The sequence below is a fragment of the Pectobacterium sp. 1950-15 genome (genome assembly GCF_037136835.1).
GTDB lineage: Bacteria > Pseudomonadota > Gammaproteobacteria > Enterobacterales > Enterobacteriaceae > Pectobacterium.
Window position 1 is genome coordinate 342,089 of sequence record NZ_JBBBQR010000003.1, and the last position, 17,831, is coordinate 359,919.

Below are 17,831 nucleotides of genomic sequence, written 5' to 3' on the forward strand. Positions count from 1 at the left end.
GCCGAGTGCGCACAGGAGTGAATAAATGATCCGTTCTTTGTGGATTGCAAAAACCGGCTTGAATGCTCAGCAAACCAATATGGACGTTATTTCCAATAACTTGGCAAACGTCAGCACCAATGGTTTCAAGCGTCAGCGTGCGGTATTTGAAGACTTGATGTATCAAACAATTCGTCAGCCCGGCGCTCAGTCTTCAGAACAAACGATGTTACCGTCCGGCTTGCAGTTAGGTACCGGTGTTCGTCCGGTATCAACGGAGCGTATTCATACTCAAGGGACGTTTTCCGAAACCGGTAACTCTAAAGACGTTGCCATCAAAGGGCAGGGTTTCTTTCAGGTTCAACTGCCTGACGGTACAACGGCTTATACGCGTGATGGTGCGTTCCAGCTTGACGGTAACGGTCAGTTAGTGACGTCCAGCGGTTATCAGGTGCAGCCCGCTATTACCGTTCCGGCGAATGCGACAGAGCTAAATATCGGCCGTGACGGTATTGTCAGCGTTAAAGTACAGGGGCAGGCGGCAACAAACCAGATCGGCCAGCTGACGCTGACGACCTTTATTAATGATAGCGGCCTTGAAAGCATCGGTGAGAACCTGTATCTGGAAACCGCGAGCTCTGGTGCGCCAAATGAAACAAACCCGGGTTTGAATGGCGCAGGCTTGCTGTATCAGAAATATGTCGAAACCTCCAACGTCAACGTGGCAGAGGAATTGGTATCGATGATTCAGACGCAGCGTGCTTATGAAATCAACAGTAAAGCAATTTCTTCTTCTGACCAAATGTTGCAGAAATTGACCCAGCTGTAATGAATAACCCGCTACTTTCAGGAACGAGGGCGGGCGCTCTGGTGGCCTGATGTTAGCAATATAGACAGTGTTTAACGGGGTAATGATGGCCATAAGCACCCGGTGAGTGGGCAAATATGGTTTTGATTTACCCCGTGAATATGTGAAATAGATTAATTTAAGGCGATATCCGCAGTGATAATAAATGCAAAGTCGGTTATCAAACCACTCCGCCGACCCCGTCTGTTGGCATTGATCGCGATGTTAGCACTTAACGGCTGCGCCTATATTCCGCATGATAAAGTTGTCACTGGGCCTACGACCGCCCAGCCTGCATCGCCAGTGTTGGCGGGCCCCAATGGTTCTATTTTCCAGACTGTGCAGCCGATGAATTATGGCTACCAGCCGATGTTTGAGGATCGTCGCCCACGTAATATTGGCGACACATTGACGATCGTGTTGCAGGAGAATGTCAGCGCCAGTAAAAGTTCATCTGCTAATGCTGCTCGCAATGGCGCCTCGACGTTTGGTGTGGCGACAACACCACGGTACCTTGATGGGCCGTTAGGCAATAATCGTGCAGCATTGAATGCTACTGGGACGAATGATTTCACCGGGAAAGGTGGCGCTAACGCCAATAATACATTCAGTGGCACCATCACGGTCACGGTGGGGCAAGTGCTGGCCAATGGCAACCTACAGGTCGTTGGCGAAAAACAAATTGCAATTAATCAGGGAACAGAGTTTATCCGATTCTCTGGGGTAGTTAATCCGAGAACCATCAGTGGTAATAACTCGGTGCCATCAACCCAGGTTGCGGACGCGCGTATTGAATATGTCGGCAATGGCTATATTAACGAAGCGCAAAACATGGGCTGGTTACAGCGGTTCTTCCTCAATGTTTCTCCGTTCTAAGCTTAAGAGGCCTGCCATGCGGATTGCATCATTTTTCACTGTACTGCTGACGTTACTGACGCTGAATATTGCTCCCGCGTCGGCAGAGAGAATTCGCGATCTGGTAAACATCCAGGGCGTACGTGGTAATGCGTTGATTGGTTACGGTTTAGTTGTTGGTTTGGATGGTTCTGGTGACCAGACCATGCAGACGCCGTTTACCACACAAAGCTTAACTAACATGCTTTCCCAGTTAGGGATTACCGTCCCGGCTGGAACCAACATGCAGTTGAAAAACGTTGCTGCGGTGATGGTCACGGCGGAACTTCCGCCTTTCGGCAGAGCTGGCCAGAATATTGATATTGTTGTGTCTTCACTCGGTAACGCGAAGAGCCTGCGCGGCGGGACACTGTTAATGACCCCATTAAAAGGGGTCGATAATCAGGTCTATGCCCTTGCTCAAGGTAACGTGTTGGTTGGCGGTGCTGGCGCATCCGCTGGCGGAAGCAGTGTTCAGGTTAACCAGCTTGCAGGTGGTCGAATCAGTAATGGTGCGGTTATCGAGAGAGAGTTGCCAAGCACGTTTGGTACATCGAATACCATCATGCTGCAGTTGAAGAACGACGACTTTTCGATGGCGCAGAAGGTGAGTGATGCGATAAATCGCTCTGGATACGGTGGTAGCGCGACTCCATTGGATTCTAGGACTATTCAGGTACTTGCCCCGCATGGTAACAGCTCTCAGGTTCGCTTTCTGGCCGATATCCAGAATATTGACGTTAATGTTGGTATTCAGGACGCCAAGGTTATCATCAATTCCCGTACTGGATCTGTTGTGATGAACCGCGATGTCACGCTGGATAGCTGTGCTATCGCTCAGGGCAACCTTTCTGTGACGATCAACCAGCAGGCCAATGTTAGCCAGCCTAATACACCATTTGGTGGCGGCCAGACGGTGGTAACGCCTCAAACACAGATCTCGGTGCAGCAAGCGGGCGGTTCTTTACAACAAGTCAATTCCAGCGCCAACCTCAACAATGTTGTGCGTGCACTGAATTCTCTGGGGGCGACGCCGATGGAGCTGATGTCTATTCTGCAGGCGATGCAAAGTGCTGGCTGCTTGCGTGCCAAACTGGAAATTATCTGATGAGTGATATGCAGACGCTGAATAATGCGGCCTATGATGCGCAGTCCCTGAATACGTTGAAGCGTGAAGTTTCAGGTAATCCTCAAAGTAAAGAGGGTATCAGGGCAGTTGCGCAACAAATGGAAGGCGTGTTTGTCCAATTGATGATGAAAAGTATGCGTTCTGCGATTCCGCAGGACGGTCTCTTCAACAGCGATCAGACGCGTCTGTATACCTCAATGTATGACCAGCAAATTGCCCAGGAGATCTCAACGAAGGGCAAGGGATTGGGGCTTGCGGATGTCATGGTTGAGCAATTAACCCGACAATCTCCCGATGCCACAGCAGCTAAAGCGCCGGTTCCCTCTGTTCCATTAGCATTCGATGGCGATGTGCTAAAAACCATGCCAACTGCGGCAGTGGAACAGATGGTGCGTAAAGCGTTGCCTAAACTGCCCGCTACGGGTTCAGCCTTACCGCTATCCAATAGTAACTTTGTGTCTCAGATTTCCTTGCCCGCTCAGATTGCCAGTCAGCATAGCGGCATACCTCACCATCTTATTATTGCTCAGGCGGCACTTGAGTCCGGTTGGGGTCAGCGTGAAATTCCTACCGAAGATGGGCGCCCTAGTCACAACCTGTTCGGTATCAAAGCCGGCGGTAGCTGGAATGGGCCGACAACGGAGATCACCACGACAGAATATGAACAGGGCGTGGCCAAGAAGGTCAAGGCTAGTTTCCGAGTGTACGATTCCTATATTGAAGCGATTGGTGACTATGTGAAATTGCTCACCAACAACCCACGTTATTCAGCGGTGATGAGTGCCGGAACGGCTGAACAGGCAGCTCATGCGCTACAAAAAGCGGGTTATGCAACGGATCCGCAATATGCTCAGAAGCTGGTTAGCATGATCCAGCAAATGAAGAACTCAGGTGAGAAAGTGGCGAAAGCATATACGCACGATTTGAGCCGGCTATTTTGATTTTTTTATTCAAGATTTACGCGCCCTGACCGATAAAGTATTTAACTTATGTGGCGTATTTGCTCTTTCAGCATTTGGTTAATCGCGCAGGGCGGAAAAGCCTGTGTAAAAGGAACAACACCCTATGTCCAATTTAATTAATACGGCGATGAGTGGCTTAAAAGGTGCACAGGCCGCTCTTAGCACAGTCAGTAACAACATTAGTAATCAAGCTGTTACTGGATATAGCCGGCAAAATACCATAATTGAACAAGCAATTAGCAGCAGCACATCCGCAGGATATATGGGTAACGGTGTTAATGTTGTTAGCATTGACCGCCAATATAATGAATTTATTACCAACCAACTACGTTCTGCGCAAACGACAAGCAGTTCAGTTACCGCTTATTACGAGCAGATTTCTAAGATTGATAATCTGCTGGCCAGTAGTACGACTAGCTTGTCATCAACCATACAGGGCTTCTTTTCTAACCTGCAAAATCTCACCAGTAACGCAGGTGATTCGTCGACTCGTCAAACTGTACTGGGCAAAGCTGAAGGGCTGGTAAACCAATTCAAGGTCACGGATAAATATCTGCGTGACATGGACAGTGGACTGAATACGCAGATTCAAAGTACTGTTGGCCAAATTAATACGTATACTGACCAGATCGCATCGTTAAACAACGAAATCACGAAACTAATGGGCGCAAATAGCGGCACGATGCCTAATGATTTGCTCGATCAGCGCGATGTATTAGTCGATCAGCTTAATAAGTTAGTGGGGGTTGATGTCGTTATTCAAGATGGAACTGTTTATAACGTTGCGTTAAAGAATGGTACCAACCTCGTTCAGGCAGGCACAAGCAATCAGTTAGCCGCAATAGGTTCCAGCATCGATCCGACTCGCCTTACCATCGGATATAAAGATCAGACAAACGATGTTATCACCTTGAATGAGAGTACGTTAACGGGCGGTTCATTAGGGGGATTGCTCTCCTTCCGTTCAGAGACGCTGGATGGGGCACGCAATCAGCTTGGGCAGTTAGCACTGTCATTTGCTGATGCATTTAATGCTCAACATCAAAAAGGTTATGACCGTGATGGCATTAAAGGCGGTGATTTCTTCTCTTTTGGTAAGGCGGTTGCCCTGAATGACAGTAAAAACAGTGGTAATGCGGTACTAACACCATCTTATACCGATACCAAAGACGTACAGGCAACCAATTATTCGATTAAATATGATGGCACCGATTGGCAAGTAACGCGTTTGTCTGATAATTCAAAATTTACCGCAGCAGTAACAACCGCAGGGGCTCCGCCCGAGAGCAGTCTGAATTTTGATGGCATCAAAATGAGTATTACAGGGGCACCTGCAACGAATGATAGCTTTCTGCTTAAGCCGGTCAATGACGCTATTATTGATATGTCAGTAGCTATTTCCGATCCGAATAAAATTGCAGCAGCATCTGCTTTTGATGCAACTGGTAATTCTATTCCTTTCGGTGGTGTGAGTGATAACACCAATGCTAAAGCGTTGCTTGCTCTGCAGAATGAAAAAATCGTAGGTCGCAAAGCGAGCGTTTCTGGTGCGTATGCTAGTTTAGTTGGTGCGATTGGCAACCAGACCAACACGCTGAAGATAAATAATACATCGCAGCAAAACGTTGTTAAGCAACTGACGGCAGAACAACAGTCCGTGTCCGGTGTAAACTTGGATGAAGAGTACGGCGATCTGATGCGTTATCAGCAATACTATATGGCAAATGCTCAGGTCATCAAAACAGCACAATCTATATTTGATGCACTTTTAGCAGCTCGTAACTAGTTTGACCATTTGATTGAGAGGAATTAATACCATGCGTTTAAGTACTAGCATGATATATCAGCAAAATATGCAAGGCATTATTAATGGTCAGGCGACGTGGCAAAAAACAGGCGAGCAGTTGGCAACGGGCAAGCGTGTCGTAAATCCATCAGATGATCCGATTGCAGCAGCGAATGTTATTATGCTTGGCCAGGCTCAGTCGGAAAACAGCCAATATACGCTAGCACGTACGTTTGCTAAGCAAAGCATGTCATTGGAAGATTCTATCTTAGATAAAAGCGTTATCACTATTACCTCTGCCCTAACTGAGGTGATTAGCGGTGGTGGTATCAAGAGTGATGACGACCGGAAATCACATGCCACAGCGTTGCGCGGTATGAAGGCTGAATTATTGAATCTGGCGAATAGCACCGATGGCAATGGCAATTATATTTTTGCCGGTTATGAAACAGATAAAATTCCTTTTGTTGAGGGAGCTACAGGCGTTAACTATGTCGGCGGAGATAAAGCGATTTCACAGCGTGTCGATGCTGCTAGAGATATGAATATCAGCCATGTCGGTTCTGCAGTTTTCCGTAAGGTAACGGGAGACGCGAAGAAAGAACCTGATGGCACTGTTCAATCGGATTTGTTTGAAACGCTGGACATTGCAATTAAGGCGCTTGAAACTCCGCTTGATGGTGCTGATGATGCAACAAAAGCTGGTGTTGCTGCTGCAATGGATACGGCCAATCGCGGTTTAAACAATACGCTAAATAATGTTTCCGCCGTTCGTGCAGAGTTAGGGATTCAGCTCAATGAGATTGATAATCTTGATGCAATTGGTAAAGATCGTGAGGTGACAAATAAAGCGACATTATCACAGTTGCAGGATACAGACTGGTATGAGGCGATTTCATCCTACATCATGCAGCAGTCTTCTCTGAAGGCCTCTTATACGGCTTTCCAGAATATGCAAGGAATGTCGTTATTCCAGATGAGATAGTAGTCATAGACGATATTTTTCTATACTACTTTACGGTTTGAATACGCTTAAACCGGGCGTATTTTTTAGGCGTGTCACTCCCTTCATTATATTGAATGGATGACATGCCATTTTTTATTCCCCATTATCCTAAATTATCTCTGATATTCCCTTTTATATAATGCTTACACTTTTAGTGCATAGACTGTTTCAGGGCATCGTGTCTGGTGCAATCTCCATGCGCGATTTATATCCATATGATGGCTGCGATAGCAAACTGTAAGGATGTTTAAATGGGGAATAAATATCTGCACACGATCTATATTGGTCTCACTTCGGCTACTACGTTATATAGTAAGCTAAGAACTCGATAGCTGAATGAGAATGTCAGCGAGTAAATCGAATACTTCGCTGAATAAATGCTCTGCAAAGGGAGGGATAAGGGGAAGTAATAAACCTAACGTCATCATTCCCACCAGGAGGGTAATCGGGAAGCCAACGACAAATATCGAGAGCTGAGGTGCCATACGGTTAAGCATGCCTAATGCCAGATTGATGGTCAGCAATAGGGTTATGATTGGCAGCGCTAGCATCAATCCGTTAATAAAAATCAGTCCACCGGCACGAGCAAGAGCGAGAAAAGCGTTGCTGTTAATAGGATTGGCGCTGATGGGCAGTGTATAGAAACTATCTGCTAATAGCGAAATCATCCAGAGGTGCCCATCAAAGGTCAAGAACAGTAGGATTGCGAGAATATTCAGGAAACGGGCGACTACCTGCATATTCGGGCCGCCAGTGGGATCAAAGAAGGTCGCAAAAGCGAGCCCCATTTGTAAGCCAATGAGTTCGCCAGCATGGCGAATAGCGGCAAATGCTAACTGCATTGATAGGCCAAGCGTAACACCGATGAGAATTTGCTGTATTAACAGCCATACGCCCGCGACGGAAAAAATAGGCGTGGTGTTTAATGGCAAATAGGGAGCGACGAGTAGGGTAATCAGCGCGCCCAGACCGATCTTTACCCGATTGCCAATCGCTCTTTCGTTAAAGACAGGTGCGGTGCTGATCAGTGCGAGAATTCTGACAAAAGGCCAGAAAAACTGACTGACCCAATTCACCATGTCCCAACTGTTAAACGTCAGCATGCTTACCCAATAATATTAGGTAACTGGCCGAATAGCGTACGCATATAGTCCAGCATGAGGTTTAACATCCAGGGGCCAGCAATCACTAAGGTGAAGAAGACCGTTAGGATTTTAGGGATAAACGACAGCGTCATTTCGTTTATCTGAGTGGCTGCCTGCAGGAGACTAATAAGCAGCCCGCTGAGTAGTGCTGCCATCAACGGAGGGGCCGCTAACGCCAATGCTACCTTCATTGCCTCATAGCCAAGCGCCATCACCGATTCTGGTGTCATAGTCGCATTCCTCTATTCGTCTAACTATAAAAACTCTGGGCTAATGAACCGAGTAGCAGTTGCCAGCCATCGACTAATACGAAAAGCATGAGTTTAAAAGGCAATGAAATGGTTGCCGGAGGAACCATCATCATCCCTAACGCCATCAATACGCTGGCAACAACGAGGTCAATGATGAGGAAAGGGATAAACACGGTGAAACCAATTTGGAAAGCAGTTTTTAGCTCACTTGTCACAAATGCGGGAAGAAGTACACGCATGGGCACTGCTTCAGGTCCCTGGATCTCTGGGATTTCTGCCAGCCGGGTAAATAACGCCAGATCGGTTTCCCGGGTCTGCCGCAACATGAATTCACGCACGGGTTCTGCGCCACGTTCGATGGCGACTTCCATGCTGATTTGATCCTGGCTGAAGGGAAGATAAGCTTCGTCATAAACGCGGTTTAATACTGGCGACATGACAAAAAATGTCAGGAAAAGCGTCAACCCGAGTAATACCTGGTTCGGTGGTGCGGTTGGGGTACCCAGCGCGTTACGTAACAAGCTCAGTACAATGATGATTCGGGTAAAGCTGGTCATCATTAATAATGCAGCAGGAATAAACGTTAATGACGTGAGTAAAACCAGTGTCTGTACGGATAGCGTCCAGCTCTGTCCACCGTTAGGTAGAGGTTGCGTCACAATACCGGGAAGTTGTGCCCACACTGATGGTGCCATGAACAATAAACCGATGGCTAAACCGTAGCGCAGTGTGCGAAGCAGGGCGGTGATACGAAAATAATTAGGCAAGGCACTCATTCCGATTTTTCCGGACGCTTTAAAACTTTCTTTAACAGTTGATTGAAATCTACCGGCTTGGTGTCACCAGTTGAGGAACTGTCGTTGGTTGGTTGTGCTGGAAGTGTATGCAGCGGCGTGATTTGCTGAGCCGTAACACCTAACACCAGCCAGGTATTATCAACTTCTACAATAACGACACGTTCACGCTGCCCGACAGGGCAACTGGATACGACTTTTAACAACTTGTTTTGCTTGGCTTGGGGAGCAAAACCGAGTTTGCGAGCTAGCCAGGCAATCAGCAGAATAAATAATAAAATACCAGCTAGCACGCTACCAACCTGTGTCAGTAACATGCTGCCGGTAAGTGGTGGCTCAGTAACAAGTGTTGACTGCTGACTTGCTACGGGGGCCGGAGATGATATCGAGGCTATTGCCATTAACGACTCAGGCGGCGCATACGTTCAGATGGTGTGATGATGTCGGTAATACGAACACCATACTTGTCAGACACGACGACAACTTCACCCTGAGCGATCAGATAGCCATTGATGAGGATATCCAACGGTTCACCTGCTAAGCCATCAAGTGCAACAACGGAGCCCTGAGTCAGGCGTAGTAACTCTTTTATCGTCATTTTGGTCCGGCCAAGCTCAACGGTGAGTTTGACAGGAATATCTAATATCAGGTCGATATCCTGCAAAGCACCCAGAGGATCATGACCGTCTAGAGACTTAAAAATGCCTTCTGTTGTCGCTGCCGGTTTTTCTGCAGCCTGCTGCTCGTTAAATGCATCAGCCCACAGATCGTCCACTGATTCCTTGTCGTCGGACGGTTTCTTGGTGTCACTCATGGGGCTGTTCCTCGTTATCCAGAGAATTCAATATAGGGTTAATCAAATGTTCAACACGTAGGGCATATTGCCCGTTTAATGTGCCATATTGGCTGGTCATCACCGGCACGCCATCAACATGGGCAATAATTTTTTCCGGTTTGTCGATCGGTAACACATCGCCAGGCTGCAACTTCAGGACTTTGGAGAGTCGTAGCGGAACATCAACAAAGTTTGCTACCAATTCCAATTCTGAATGCTGTACCTGTTTGGCTAAGGTGTCTCGCCAGTTCTGATCTTCTTGACGTGAGTTCTCCAACGGTGGATTAGCCAATAACTCACGCAGCGGCTCAATCATTGAAAAAGGAATACAGATGTTGAATTCGCCAGTGAGTGAACCGATTTCAACATGAAATGGTGTCGTCACGACAATATCATTAGGTGACGTTGTGATGTTGGTAAACTTAACCTGCATTTCTGAGCGCACGTATTCGATATCAAGTTTATAAATCGCATTCCAAGCTTCGCCATAGGCTTCCAACGCCAAGCGTAACATTCGTTTGATCACCCTTTGTTCTGTATGGGTAAATTCACGTCCTTCTACTTTCGTTGGGAAACGTCCATCGCCACCGAAAAGGTTATCTACGGCAATAAATACCAGACTTGGTGAAAATACAAACAGTGCTGTACCACGGAGTGGTTTTAAGTGGATCAAATTCAGATTTGTCGGTACAGGAAGGTTCCTGGCAAACTCATGATAAGGTTGGATCTTGATCGCACCTACGGTGATATCAGGGCTGCGGCGCAACAGGTTAAACAATCCCATACGGAATTGACGCGCAAAGCGCTCATTAATGATTTCTAATGCCTGTAAACGCTCGCGGATAACGCGTCGCTGAGTATTCGGGTCGTAGGGCTTAACGTCCCCATCCGCTTTTGACGACGCATTCGCATCAGCATCGCTATCGCCGCTGTCGCCATTTAATAATGCATCAATTTCTGCTTGTGAAAGAATGCTATCGCCCATAATGGTTACCGCAGTATAAAGGCCGTGAACAGAACATCAGTAACGACCTGGTTAGGTTGACCAGGAACTAATGGTGGGCTTAGCACTTGCTTAATTTGCTCGATCAGCTTCTGTTTACCTTGCTCATTGGCAAGGGCAATCGCGTCCTGACGAGAAAGCAATAATAACAGTCTGCTGCGAACCTCTGGCAGATAATTAGTAAACCGTGTACGCGTAGCTTCATCTGGTAAACGCAGCGTGAATCCAACATATAACACGCGATCAGGGTCATTATCTGCATTGACGAGATTAACGGTAAAGGTATCCAGTGGCATGAAAACAGGCTCTGGCGGTGGCGGTACTTCATGCTCAGCCGTTGCTGAGTTTTTCTGATTTAATAACCACCAGGCGGCACCCGCGGCACCAGTTGCAGCGAGAGCAGCGATAATCAGTAGTATTAGCCAAATAGACCGTTTACGTCCTGGTCGAACTTGCATATCAGACATAGCCAAAGATAGTTCCCGTTACTTATCGATATTTACTGCTGTATGAAACCAGCAATAAATAAATGCGTAATGTCGATGATTATCCTGCCTATTGCAATGTTCAATACAGAGAATAGGCAGGGAAAACCGTGCTAACTTATTCGTTTACTTCACTTTCAGGCAAAGATATCAACGCCGTTGACGGATGATGCCATTGATCTTAACTGTTCTGGTACATTTAGTAATTCACCCGTGCCTTCTGCTGAATGACCAAATTGCTGCTGATAAGACGGGCCACGGTTATTGCCGTCGTTATTATTGCTGGCCATTTGCTGTTGCCAGGCAGAGGAATCACTACCTACACTGCTCTGGCCAAGGTTAATTCCGCTTTCTGCCATCGCGTTACGCAGGTGGGGCAGTGCAGCTTCCAGCGCTGAGCGAACCTGGCTGCTTGCTGATGCCAGATGAATTTGTGCCTGATTATCATCAATTTTTAGGCTGATATGCAGGGCACCCAGTTCCTGCGGATTTAAACGTAGCTCCGCGGTTTGCTGCCCATTACGGCTGAACATCACTATCTGCTGACCCAGTGCGTCTTGCCATTGCGGTGAACCAAAGGGGGCATTCAACTGTGCGCTCGCTGCCTGAGGGGCTGGAGTGGTTGTCCCCACCGATGCTGGCTGAACATGCATCGCCTGTGCGACAGGCGGGGTAGTTTGAGACACGTTATTATTTAAGGCTGAAACTGATTCAGATGCATTGCGATCGCCCGCAAGGGACGCTGGCGTCGTTAGCGCAAACTTTGTAGCTTCATCCGCAGACTCGGTTGTTGCCGATGCAGTTTGCTTGCCTGCATGATGGAGATCGCGTGATAGGCCCGCATCTTTATCCGGCATTACTGAAGTGTCGAGCAGTTTTGCCAACGTACTTTTGGTGTTTCCATCCATATTGTTTAGTACGGATGTTGGCGTTTCATTCTGGCGTTTAGCGTCAATGAGCCCCGGAATCGCTAACCCCGTATTTACGGCAGTCGTGGCGATATTATCAGAGACAGGCTGAGTAGCAAGCGGTGTCGTTTGCAACATGGCAAACAGTGCCTGCATAGCAACGGCGTTATCTGTCGCGCTGGCGCTGTCTTTTTTGTCCTGGCCCTTAAGCTTCGCCTGCTCGGCAATGTCAGGATTTTGCTTACCCACAGTAATGGCTGCGCCAGTAAGTGAACTGAATGAAGAGAGCATCGCGTTTAAATCATCACGACTGAGGGAAGTCCCCTCTTTCCCTAGCGCGCTTAGCAGGGCTTCTTCGTCCACTTTATCGAGTGTTTTTTTATCCGATGTATCGGCTATTTGCGATATGCGTTTGCTCAACAGATCAACAAAATCTTTTGGCAGCTCATCCTGTGTCAGCAGAGAAGCAGAAGAACTGCTCGCATCACTGACAGTGGTAGCTATGGGTAACACGGACAGATTCATGATTCTGCTTTCCTCTGTGAGGCCCGTTGGGCAAATTCATCCATTTGTTTTTGTTCTATTTTATTTTCTTTGGCAAGCTGTCTTGTCAGTTCGCGATCTTGCAGTTTCTCAAAAGCGTTCAATCGCTGCTGCTTTTCTTGCCAAGTCTTCATTGCTAAATCTAAACGCGATGTCCACTGCGAGAGCTGCTGTCTGTGTTGCTCAATTGCACTGTCAAGCGTTCGGATGAACTGCTGATAATTTTGCCAACTATTATTTGCCATACCAGCAGACATCGTCGAGTTCAATTTTTGACGATAGTCATCCTGATAGTTTAACAGCATATTGAGCTGCTGCTCTGCCTGTTGATGCGCCTGACGCACCTGTCCCAACTGGCCTGCTGCTTTCTCAACGTCCTTCTGCGCCAGTTCGCGTAGTGTAACCAGCGGTGACTGGGTTTTCATCTGCTCTCCTACTCGTTACGAGGGAAAATAGTGTGCAACGCCTGGCAAGATTCTTCATAGTTACTTTGTTCAAACATACCCTGCTGCAAGAAGGCTTCCAGATGTGGATAAAGTCGAATTGCTTTGTCGAGCATAGGGTCGCTGCCTGCGGCGTAGGCACCAACGCTGACTAAATCACGGTTACGTTGGTAGCTGGATAATAACTGTTTAAACTGCCTTACAGAAGCATAGTGGCCTTCATCTATCAGCGCGGTCATTGCACGGCTAATCGAGGCTTCAATATCAATTGCCGGATAATGGCCAGACTCAGCCAATTGACGGGACAACACAATGTGTCCGTCCAGAATGGCACGAGCGGAGTCGGCTATTGGATCCTGCTGATCGTCACCTTCCGTAAGAACAGTATAGAAGGCGGTGACTGAACCACCTCCATGAATACCATTTCCTGCGCGTTCTACCAGCGCGGGTAATTTGGCGAAGACAGAAGGGGGATAACCCTTGGTTGCCGGTGGTTCGCCAATGGCTAAAGCAATTTCACGTTGCGCCATAGCGTAACGCGTGAGCGAATCCATGATGAGCAGAACGTGATACCCGCGATCGCGAAAATCTTCCGCAATACGCGTGGCATACGCCGCCCCTTGCATCCTTAATAATGGAGAAACATCCGCTGGCGCAGCAATCACGACGGAACGCGCACGTCCCTCTGTACCTAAAATATTCTCGATAAAATCTTTTACTTCTCGGCCACGTTCGCCGATAAGGCCGACAACAATGACGTCAGCTTGAGTATAGCGCGCCATCATCCCCAACAGCACACTTTTACCTACCCCTGAGCCAGCAAACAGACCCATTCGTTGCCCCCGACCCACGGTAAGCAAGGCGTTGATGGCTCGGACACCCACGTCCAGAACACTTTCGATGGGTGTTCTCTGTAATGGGTTGAACGGCGGTGTAATCAGCGGTGCGCGATAGCCTGTATCCGGTGCAGGTAAACCGTCCAGCGGTTTTGCGCTACCATCCAGCACTCGACCAAGTAGTTCGGGGCCTAGTGGTAATTGTTTTCCCTGACTGCTGCTATCTTGACCGACGCGGGCATAAACACGTGCGCCGGGGGTAATGCCTTCAACTTCTTCCAGCGGCATGAGAAAGAGTTTTTGCCCGTTGAAGCCGACAACTTCGCTTTCGATTTCTTCAACCTGAGAACCATTCTGTCGTTCGATGAGACAGGTAGCACCCAGTGGCATATGCAGCCCTGTCGCTTCCAATACCAAACCTGTCGCCCGGGTTAAGCGGCCGTAACGACGCACCGAAGGTGTGTCGTCAATACGCTTCTCAAATGAATCGAGAGAAGAAAGCCAGCGTCCGAGGCGTGAAGTCATCATAGCTCTCCCGGTGCGGCTAAACGGCAAAGCTCATGCCAGCGTGTTGCCAGACTGGCATCCAGATCGCCTTCTTCCGCGCTGACTTTACAGCCGCCTGGGTGAAGTTGGCTATCGGCAAGCAATCTCCAGCCATGCAAGCTGAGTGTCGGGCCCAAATACTGTTCCACGCGCTCCAGATCTGAAGGATGAACGCGCAGCTGCGTTTTACCCGAAAACATCGGTTCTTGCTGAATCAGTTGCTGTATTTGACCGAGCAGTGCGTTACCGTCGCAGACTGGAGGTTGCCCCAAAATCTGCTTAGCGGCGGTCAGAGCCAACTGCATCAGACGGGCTGGAATCACACTGTCGAGTGTATCCAGCGTCTGTTGAAATTCGGTGACCATATTCTGCATCTGTTCGATGATCGGTTGCTGCTGCTGTAGGGCATTCTGCAGACCCTGCTGTTGCCCCTTGGCTAAACCTTCCTGATAGCCCGCGTCATAGCCTTGTTGGTGCCCTTGCGCAAAACCTGTTTCTCGCGCTTGCTGCATCGTGCTTTCACGCAGGGAAGCTAACTCGTCCTCAGCGGCTGAAAGGGCGCTTTCTTCAGTAAAACGCTCCATGTCAGGCAGTTCAGGTTCGTCACTTACCTGATAGCTTGGTAGGACTGGCTTCGAAACGGGTTCGGCCAGATCGTTGAGCTTCCAGGGCTGCCAGGCCAGGTTCTTGGGGGCGTTAGACATAAGCATCCTCGCCGCCACCGATAATCATTTCGCCGCTGTCTGCCAGACGACGAACGATAAGCAGAATAGCTTTCTGTTCGTTTTCGACCTGAGACATACGTACCGGGCCGCGAGTCGAGAGGTCGTCGCGAAGAATTTCTGCTGCACGCTGAGACATGTTGCGCAGGAATTTCTCGCGTAAAGGCTCTTCGGCACCTTTCAATGCCAACAGCAGAGACTCGGACTCGACTTCTTGCAGAAGACGCTGGATGCTGCGGTCGTCCACGTCCACCAGGTTTTCGAACAGGAACATTTCGTCGATGATTTTCTGTGCCAGTTCGCCATCGAACTCGCGTACGGCATCAATAACCGCTTCTTCCTGCTGTGTTTTCATCAGGTTGATAATTTCAGCCGCAGTACGAACACCACCCATCTTGCTGCGTTTGAGGTTCTGGCCATCCAGCAAGCCATTCAGAACATCTGTCAATTCTGCCAGTGCGGAAGGCTGAACGCCGCCGAAGGTTGCAATACGCAGCATGACGTCATGGCGCAGGCGCTCGTCAAACAGGGCTAAGATATCGGCAGCCTGAGCACGTTTCAGGTGTACCAGGATTGTTGCGATAATCTGTGGATGTTCGTCGCGGATGAGGTCTGCGGCAATCTGCGGCTCCATGAAGTTGAGCGTTTCCATCCCACTCGTAGAGTCGCGGCTTTCAAGAATATCTTCCAACAGGCTAGACGCACGTTCTTCACCAAGCGCTTTGACAAGCACAGAGCGAAGATAGTCGCCAGCATTTACGCTAAGCGCTGCATACTGCTCTGAGTCTGCCTCAAATTCTCTCAGGATTTCTAGCAGTTGCTGTTGTGATACCTGCCTCATGTTCGCCATTGCAGAACTGAGATGTTGTACTTCTTTGGTCGAAAGATGAGTAAACACCTCAGCGGCGCGGTCTTCACCAATGGTCATCAATAAGATGGCGCTTTTTTCTGTTCCTGTCAGGTTCATAGTTCAGTACTCATCCATTGACGAATTACCAGAGCGACAACGCGTGGATCGTTCTCTGCCATTTCACGTATACGGTTACTTTGCATTTCTGCATTGACACGTTGTTGCGATTTCCGCTGCTGTTCAACTTCCGAGCTACTCAGGTTGACCATAACATCGTTGTCTGCACCTTGAGACAGGGCAGCCGCTGCCAGTGCCGCTTCTTGCTGCTGTGCTTTTCTCTGCAATTGTGGACGAACCAGCTTACGCCACAGAATCCAGGCAACGATCAGAACCAGCAGCCAACGGCCAGCTTCCATCAGGAGATCGAAGAATGCCTGTTTTTGCCAGAAGGGGAGTTCGCCAGAACCGTCGGTGCTGTCCATAAATGGCGTATTCACGACATTCAATGTATCACCGCGTTCAGCAGAAAAGCCCATAGCTTCACGTGCTACTGTTTCAATCTGTTTGATCTGCTCTTCCGTCAGTGCAACCGGTTTGCCATCCGCACCAGGAGGCTGGTAGTTAACAATAACGGCCGCAGACAAGCGCTTTACACCACCTGTGCTGTGTTTGGTATGTAAAATCGTCTTGTCGACTTCATAGTTGGTTGTTGCATCATTGCGAACGTTTGATGTTTGAATAACGGTATTCGCATTTGCCGCATTGTTTTGGTTCTGCTGGCCAGCCTGATTGTTCGCATTAGCATTATTTGGCGGCGTTGCGATAGGCGCTGTAGGAGCCGGAGCGGGTTGATTGGTTAATGCACCAGGAACGCCACCGACGTTCGGACCGCCTCGCTGCTCACTTTGGCTGGTCTGCTGAGAGCGAACGGCCGCTTTATCTGGCGGTTGGTTCGGTTGATACTGTTCGTCAGTTTGTTCGCGGGCAGAGAAATCAATTTGTGCGGTGACCTGAGCATGTACGTTACCCATACCAACCATGGGCGCGATGATTGATTCTATGCGGCGCTGGTACATCGCCTCGACTTCGTTGCTGTACTTAAGCTGTGCGGCATTCAGATCGCGACCACTACCACCAGCCTGGGTTAACAGACGTCCAGTTTGATCGACGACCGTCACATTATCCGGCGGCAGGCCCGCAACGCTGCTGGAGACCATGTAAACGATGGAATTGATTTGACCTTCATCTAATGCGCGACCCGGCTGTAACGTCAGGGTAACGGAAGAAGAGGGGGCTTTTTGCTCACGAACGAACAGTGAAGGTTTCGGTATGGCGAGGTGAACTCGTGCATTTTGAACAGGGCCAAGCGTTTCTATCGTTCTGGACAGTTCACCTTCCAGCGCACGCTGGTAATTAATCTGTTCGCTGAATTGGCTGATGCCAAACTTTTCCTGATCGAGCAATTCAAAGCCAACTGCGCCGCCTTTTGGCAGCCCCAATTGAGCAAGTCGGAGTCGGGTCTCATAGACATTTGCAGCGGGAATCATGATCGCCCCGCCATTTTCCGCAAAGCGGTAAGGAATATTCAGCTTCGTTAATTCGCTGACAATTGCACCACCGTCACGGTCATTTATATTGCTATAAAGCACTCGATAGTCTGGACCTTTGGCCCATAGCGTCAACGCAACAACGATTGCAATGGTCGCAGCGGCTGCGATTAATAGCGGAATTTTCGGATTGGCGCGTAACCGGTTGAGTATTTCGCCAAAGCTATTTTTACCGGTAGCGGCGCCGGTTAATGAGGCGTTCATACTCTATCTCTGCTTGGTTGTTGAACGATATACTTAACGTTGTGACGTGACAAAAC

The 17,831-nt window shown here is 48.7% G+C and carries 19 protein-coding genes; 6 read left to right on the forward strand and 13 right to left on the reverse strand.

Annotated elements, in window-relative coordinates; genetic code table 11:
* The first annotated feature begins 25 nt into the window (after positions 1–25).
* The 6 genes from flgG to flgL all read left to right on the forward strand — a co-directional run bounded on the left by flgG (position 26) and on the right by flgL (position 6,582).
* The gene (gene flgG / locus WCT94_RS05685) at positions 26–808 is read left to right on the forward strand and encodes a flagellar basal-body rod protein FlgG (protein WP_014915905.1); all 783 of its coding nucleotides are present in this window, start codon (positions 26–28) and stop codon (positions 806–808) included.
* Between the two features lie 180 nt (positions 809–988).
* On the forward strand, positions 989–1,702 hold the full coding sequence (locus tag WCT94_RS05690) for a flagellar basal body L-ring protein FlgH (protein ID WP_336868486.1): 714 nt from the start codon (positions 989–991) through the stop codon (positions 1,700–1,702).
* A 16-nt stretch (positions 1,703–1,718) separates the two neighbouring features.
* Positions 1,719–2,828 (forward strand): flagellar basal body P-ring protein FlgI, encoded by a 1,110-nt coding sequence (locus WCT94_RS05695; protein WP_336868447.1) that lies wholly within the window; start codon positions 1,719–1,721, stop codon positions 2,826–2,828.
* Positions 2,828–3,790 (forward strand): flagellar assembly peptidoglycan hydrolase FlgJ, encoded by a 963-nt coding sequence (gene flgJ / locus WCT94_RS05700; protein WP_336868448.1) that lies wholly within the window; start codon positions 2,828–2,830, stop codon positions 3,788–3,790. Before WCT94_RS05695 ends, flgJ begins: the two co-directional genes overlap by 1 nt.
* A 124-nt stretch (positions 3,791–3,914) precedes the next feature.
* On the forward strand, positions 3,915–5,597 hold the full coding sequence (flgK, locus tag WCT94_RS05705) for a flagellar hook-associated protein FlgK (RefSeq protein WP_336868450.1): 1,683 nt from the start codon (positions 3,915–3,917) through the stop codon (positions 5,595–5,597).
* Positions 5,598–5,628: 31 nt separating this feature from the next.
* Positions 5,629–6,582 carry a flagellar hook-associated protein FlgL gene (gene flgL, locus WCT94_RS05710; RefSeq protein ID WP_336868452.1) on the forward strand — a complete coding sequence of 318 codons (954 nt, stop codon included), beginning with the start codon at positions 5,629–5,631 and terminating at the stop codon, positions 6,580–6,582.
* A 338-nt stretch (positions 6,583–6,920) separates the two neighbouring features.
* Here the strand turns inward: flgL and fliR are convergent, their stop codons facing one another.
* The 13 genes from fliR to fliF form a co-directional block, all read right to left on the reverse strand.
* Entirely contained in the window at positions 6,921–7,706 is a 786-nt protein-coding gene (fliR, locus tag WCT94_RS05715) for a flagellar biosynthetic protein FliR (protein ID WP_336868453.1), read from the reverse strand.
* A gap of 2 nt (positions 7,707–7,708) precedes the next feature.
* Positions 7,709–7,978 carry a flagellar biosynthesis protein FliQ gene (fliQ, locus tag WCT94_RS05720; protein WP_010279609.1) on the reverse strand — a complete coding sequence of 90 codons (270 nt, stop codon included), beginning with the start codon at positions 7,976–7,978 and terminating at the stop codon, positions 7,709–7,711.
* Positions 7,979–7,998: 20 nt separating this feature from the next.
* On the reverse strand, positions 7,999–8,694 hold the full coding sequence (gene fliP, locus WCT94_RS05725) for a flagellar type III secretion system pore protein FliP (RefSeq protein WP_172645005.1): 696 nt from the start codon (positions 8,692–8,694) through the stop codon (positions 7,999–8,001).
* Between the two features lie 77 nt (positions 8,695–8,771).
* Positions 8,772–9,194 carry a flagellar biosynthetic protein FliO gene (gene fliO, locus WCT94_RS05730; RefSeq protein WP_014915900.1) on the reverse strand — a complete coding sequence of 141 codons (423 nt, stop codon included), beginning with the start codon at positions 9,192–9,194 and terminating at the stop codon, positions 8,772–8,774.
* On the reverse strand, positions 9,194–9,607 hold the full coding sequence (gene fliN, locus WCT94_RS05735) for a flagellar motor switch protein FliN (protein ID WP_010279616.1): 414 nt from the start codon (positions 9,605–9,607) through the stop codon (positions 9,194–9,196). The genes fliO and fliN overlap by 1 nt, the downstream gene beginning before the upstream one ends.
* Entirely contained in the window at positions 9,600–10,613 is a 1,014-nt protein-coding gene (gene fliM / locus WCT94_RS05740) for a flagellar motor switch protein FliM (protein WP_336868454.1), read from the reverse strand. The genes fliN and fliM overlap by 8 nt, the downstream gene beginning before the upstream one ends.
* A gap of 5 nt (positions 10,614–10,618) precedes the next feature.
* Complete coding sequence (gene fliL / locus WCT94_RS05745; RefSeq protein WP_336868456.1) at positions 10,619–11,098, reverse strand: flagellar basal body-associated protein FliL; 480 nt, start codon at positions 11,096–11,098, stop codon at positions 10,619–10,621.
* 155 nt (positions 11,099–11,253) lie between these two features.
* A complete protein-coding gene (locus WCT94_RS05750; protein ID WP_336868458.1) occupies positions 11,254–12,549 on the reverse strand; it encodes a flagellar hook-length control protein FliK in 1,296 nt (431 codons plus the stop codon).
* Positions 12,546–12,992, reverse strand: coding sequence for a flagellar export protein FliJ (gene fliJ, locus WCT94_RS05755; RefSeq protein WP_319848196.1), 447 nt, complete (start codon positions 12,990–12,992; stop codon positions 12,546–12,548). Before fliJ ends, WCT94_RS05750 begins: the two co-directional genes overlap by 4 nt.
* A gap of 8 nt (positions 12,993–13,000) precedes the next feature.
* Complete coding sequence (gene fliI / locus WCT94_RS05760) at positions 13,001–14,371, reverse strand: flagellar protein export ATPase FliI (RefSeq protein WP_015840783.1); 1,371 nt, start codon at positions 14,369–14,371, stop codon at positions 13,001–13,003.
* A complete protein-coding gene (gene fliH / locus WCT94_RS05765; RefSeq protein ID WP_336868459.1) occupies positions 14,371–15,096 on the reverse strand; it encodes a flagellar assembly protein FliH in 726 nt (241 codons plus the stop codon). Before fliH ends, fliI begins: the two co-directional genes overlap by 1 nt.
* Positions 15,089–16,081, reverse strand: coding sequence for a flagellar motor switch protein FliG (gene fliG, locus WCT94_RS05770; protein ID WP_103860356.1), 993 nt, complete (start codon positions 16,079–16,081; stop codon positions 15,089–15,091). The genes fliH and fliG overlap by 8 nt, the downstream gene beginning before the upstream one ends.
* A complete protein-coding gene (gene fliF, locus WCT94_RS05775; RefSeq protein WP_336868461.1) occupies positions 16,078–17,775 on the reverse strand; it encodes a flagellar basal-body MS-ring/collar protein FliF in 1,698 nt (565 codons plus the stop codon). The genes fliG and fliF overlap by 4 nt, the downstream gene beginning before the upstream one ends.
* Positions 17,776–17,831 lie beyond the last annotated feature (56 nt).

Coding starts and splice junctions, on each gene's coding strand:
- flgG (WP_014915905.1), top strand. CDS start 26: ATGATCCGTTCTTTGTGGATTGCAAAAACCGGCTTGAATGCTCAGCAA.
- WCT94_RS05695 (WP_336868447.1), top strand. CDS start 1,719: ATGCGGATTGCATCATTTTTCACTGTACTGCTGACGTTACTGACGCTG.
- flgJ (WP_336868448.1), top strand. CDS start 2,828: ATGAGTGATATGCAGACGCTGAATAATGCGGCCTATGATGCGCAGTCC.
- flgK (WP_336868450.1), top strand. CDS start 3,915: ATGTCCAATTTAATTAATACGGCGATGAGTGGCTTAAAAGGTGCACAG.
- flgL (WP_336868452.1), top strand. CDS start 5,629: ATGCGTTTAAGTACTAGCATGATATATCAGCAAAATATGCAAGGCATT.
- fliR (WP_336868453.1), bottom strand. CDS start 7,706: ATGCTGACGTTTAACAGTTGGGACATGGTGAATTGGGTCAGTCAGTTT.
- fliQ (WP_010279609.1), bottom strand. CDS start 7,978: ATGACACCAGAATCGGTGATGGCGCTTGGCTATGAGGCAATGAAGGTA.
- fliP (WP_172645005.1), bottom strand. CDS start 8,694: ATGGCACCATCAGTGTGGGCACAACTTCCCGGTATTGTGACGCAACCT.
- fliO (WP_014915900.1), bottom strand. CDS start 9,194: ATGGCAATAGCCTCGATATCATCTCCGGCCCCCGTAGCAAGTCAGCAG.
- fliN (WP_010279616.1), bottom strand. CDS start 9,607: ATGAGTGACACCAAGAAACCGTCCGACGACAAGGAATCAGTGGACGAT.
- fliM (WP_336868454.1), bottom strand. CDS start 10,613: ATGGGCGATAGCATTCTTTCACAAGCAGAAATTGATGCATTATTAAAT.
- fliL (WP_336868456.1), bottom strand. CDS start 11,098: ATGTCTGATATGCAAGTTCGACCAGGACGTAAACGGTCTATTTGGCTA.
- WCT94_RS05750 (WP_336868458.1), bottom strand. CDS start 12,549: ATGAATCTGTCCGTGTTACCCATAGCTACCACTGTCAGTGATGCGAGC.
- fliJ (WP_319848196.1), bottom strand. CDS start 12,992: ATGAAAACCCAGTCACCGCTGGTTACACTACGCGAACTGGCGCAGAAG.
- fliI (WP_015840783.1), bottom strand. CDS start 14,371: ATGACTTCACGCCTCGGACGCTGGCTTTCTTCTCTCGATTCATTTGAG.
- fliH (WP_336868459.1), bottom strand. CDS start 15,096: ATGTCTAACGCCCCCAAGAACCTGGCCTGGCAGCCCTGGAAGCTCAAC.
- fliG (WP_103860356.1), bottom strand. CDS start 16,081: ATGAACCTGACAGGAACAGAAAAAAGCGCCATCTTATTGATGACCATT.
- fliF (WP_336868461.1), bottom strand. CDS start 17,775: ATGAACGCCTCATTAACCGGCGCCGCTACCGGTAAAAATAGCTTTGGC.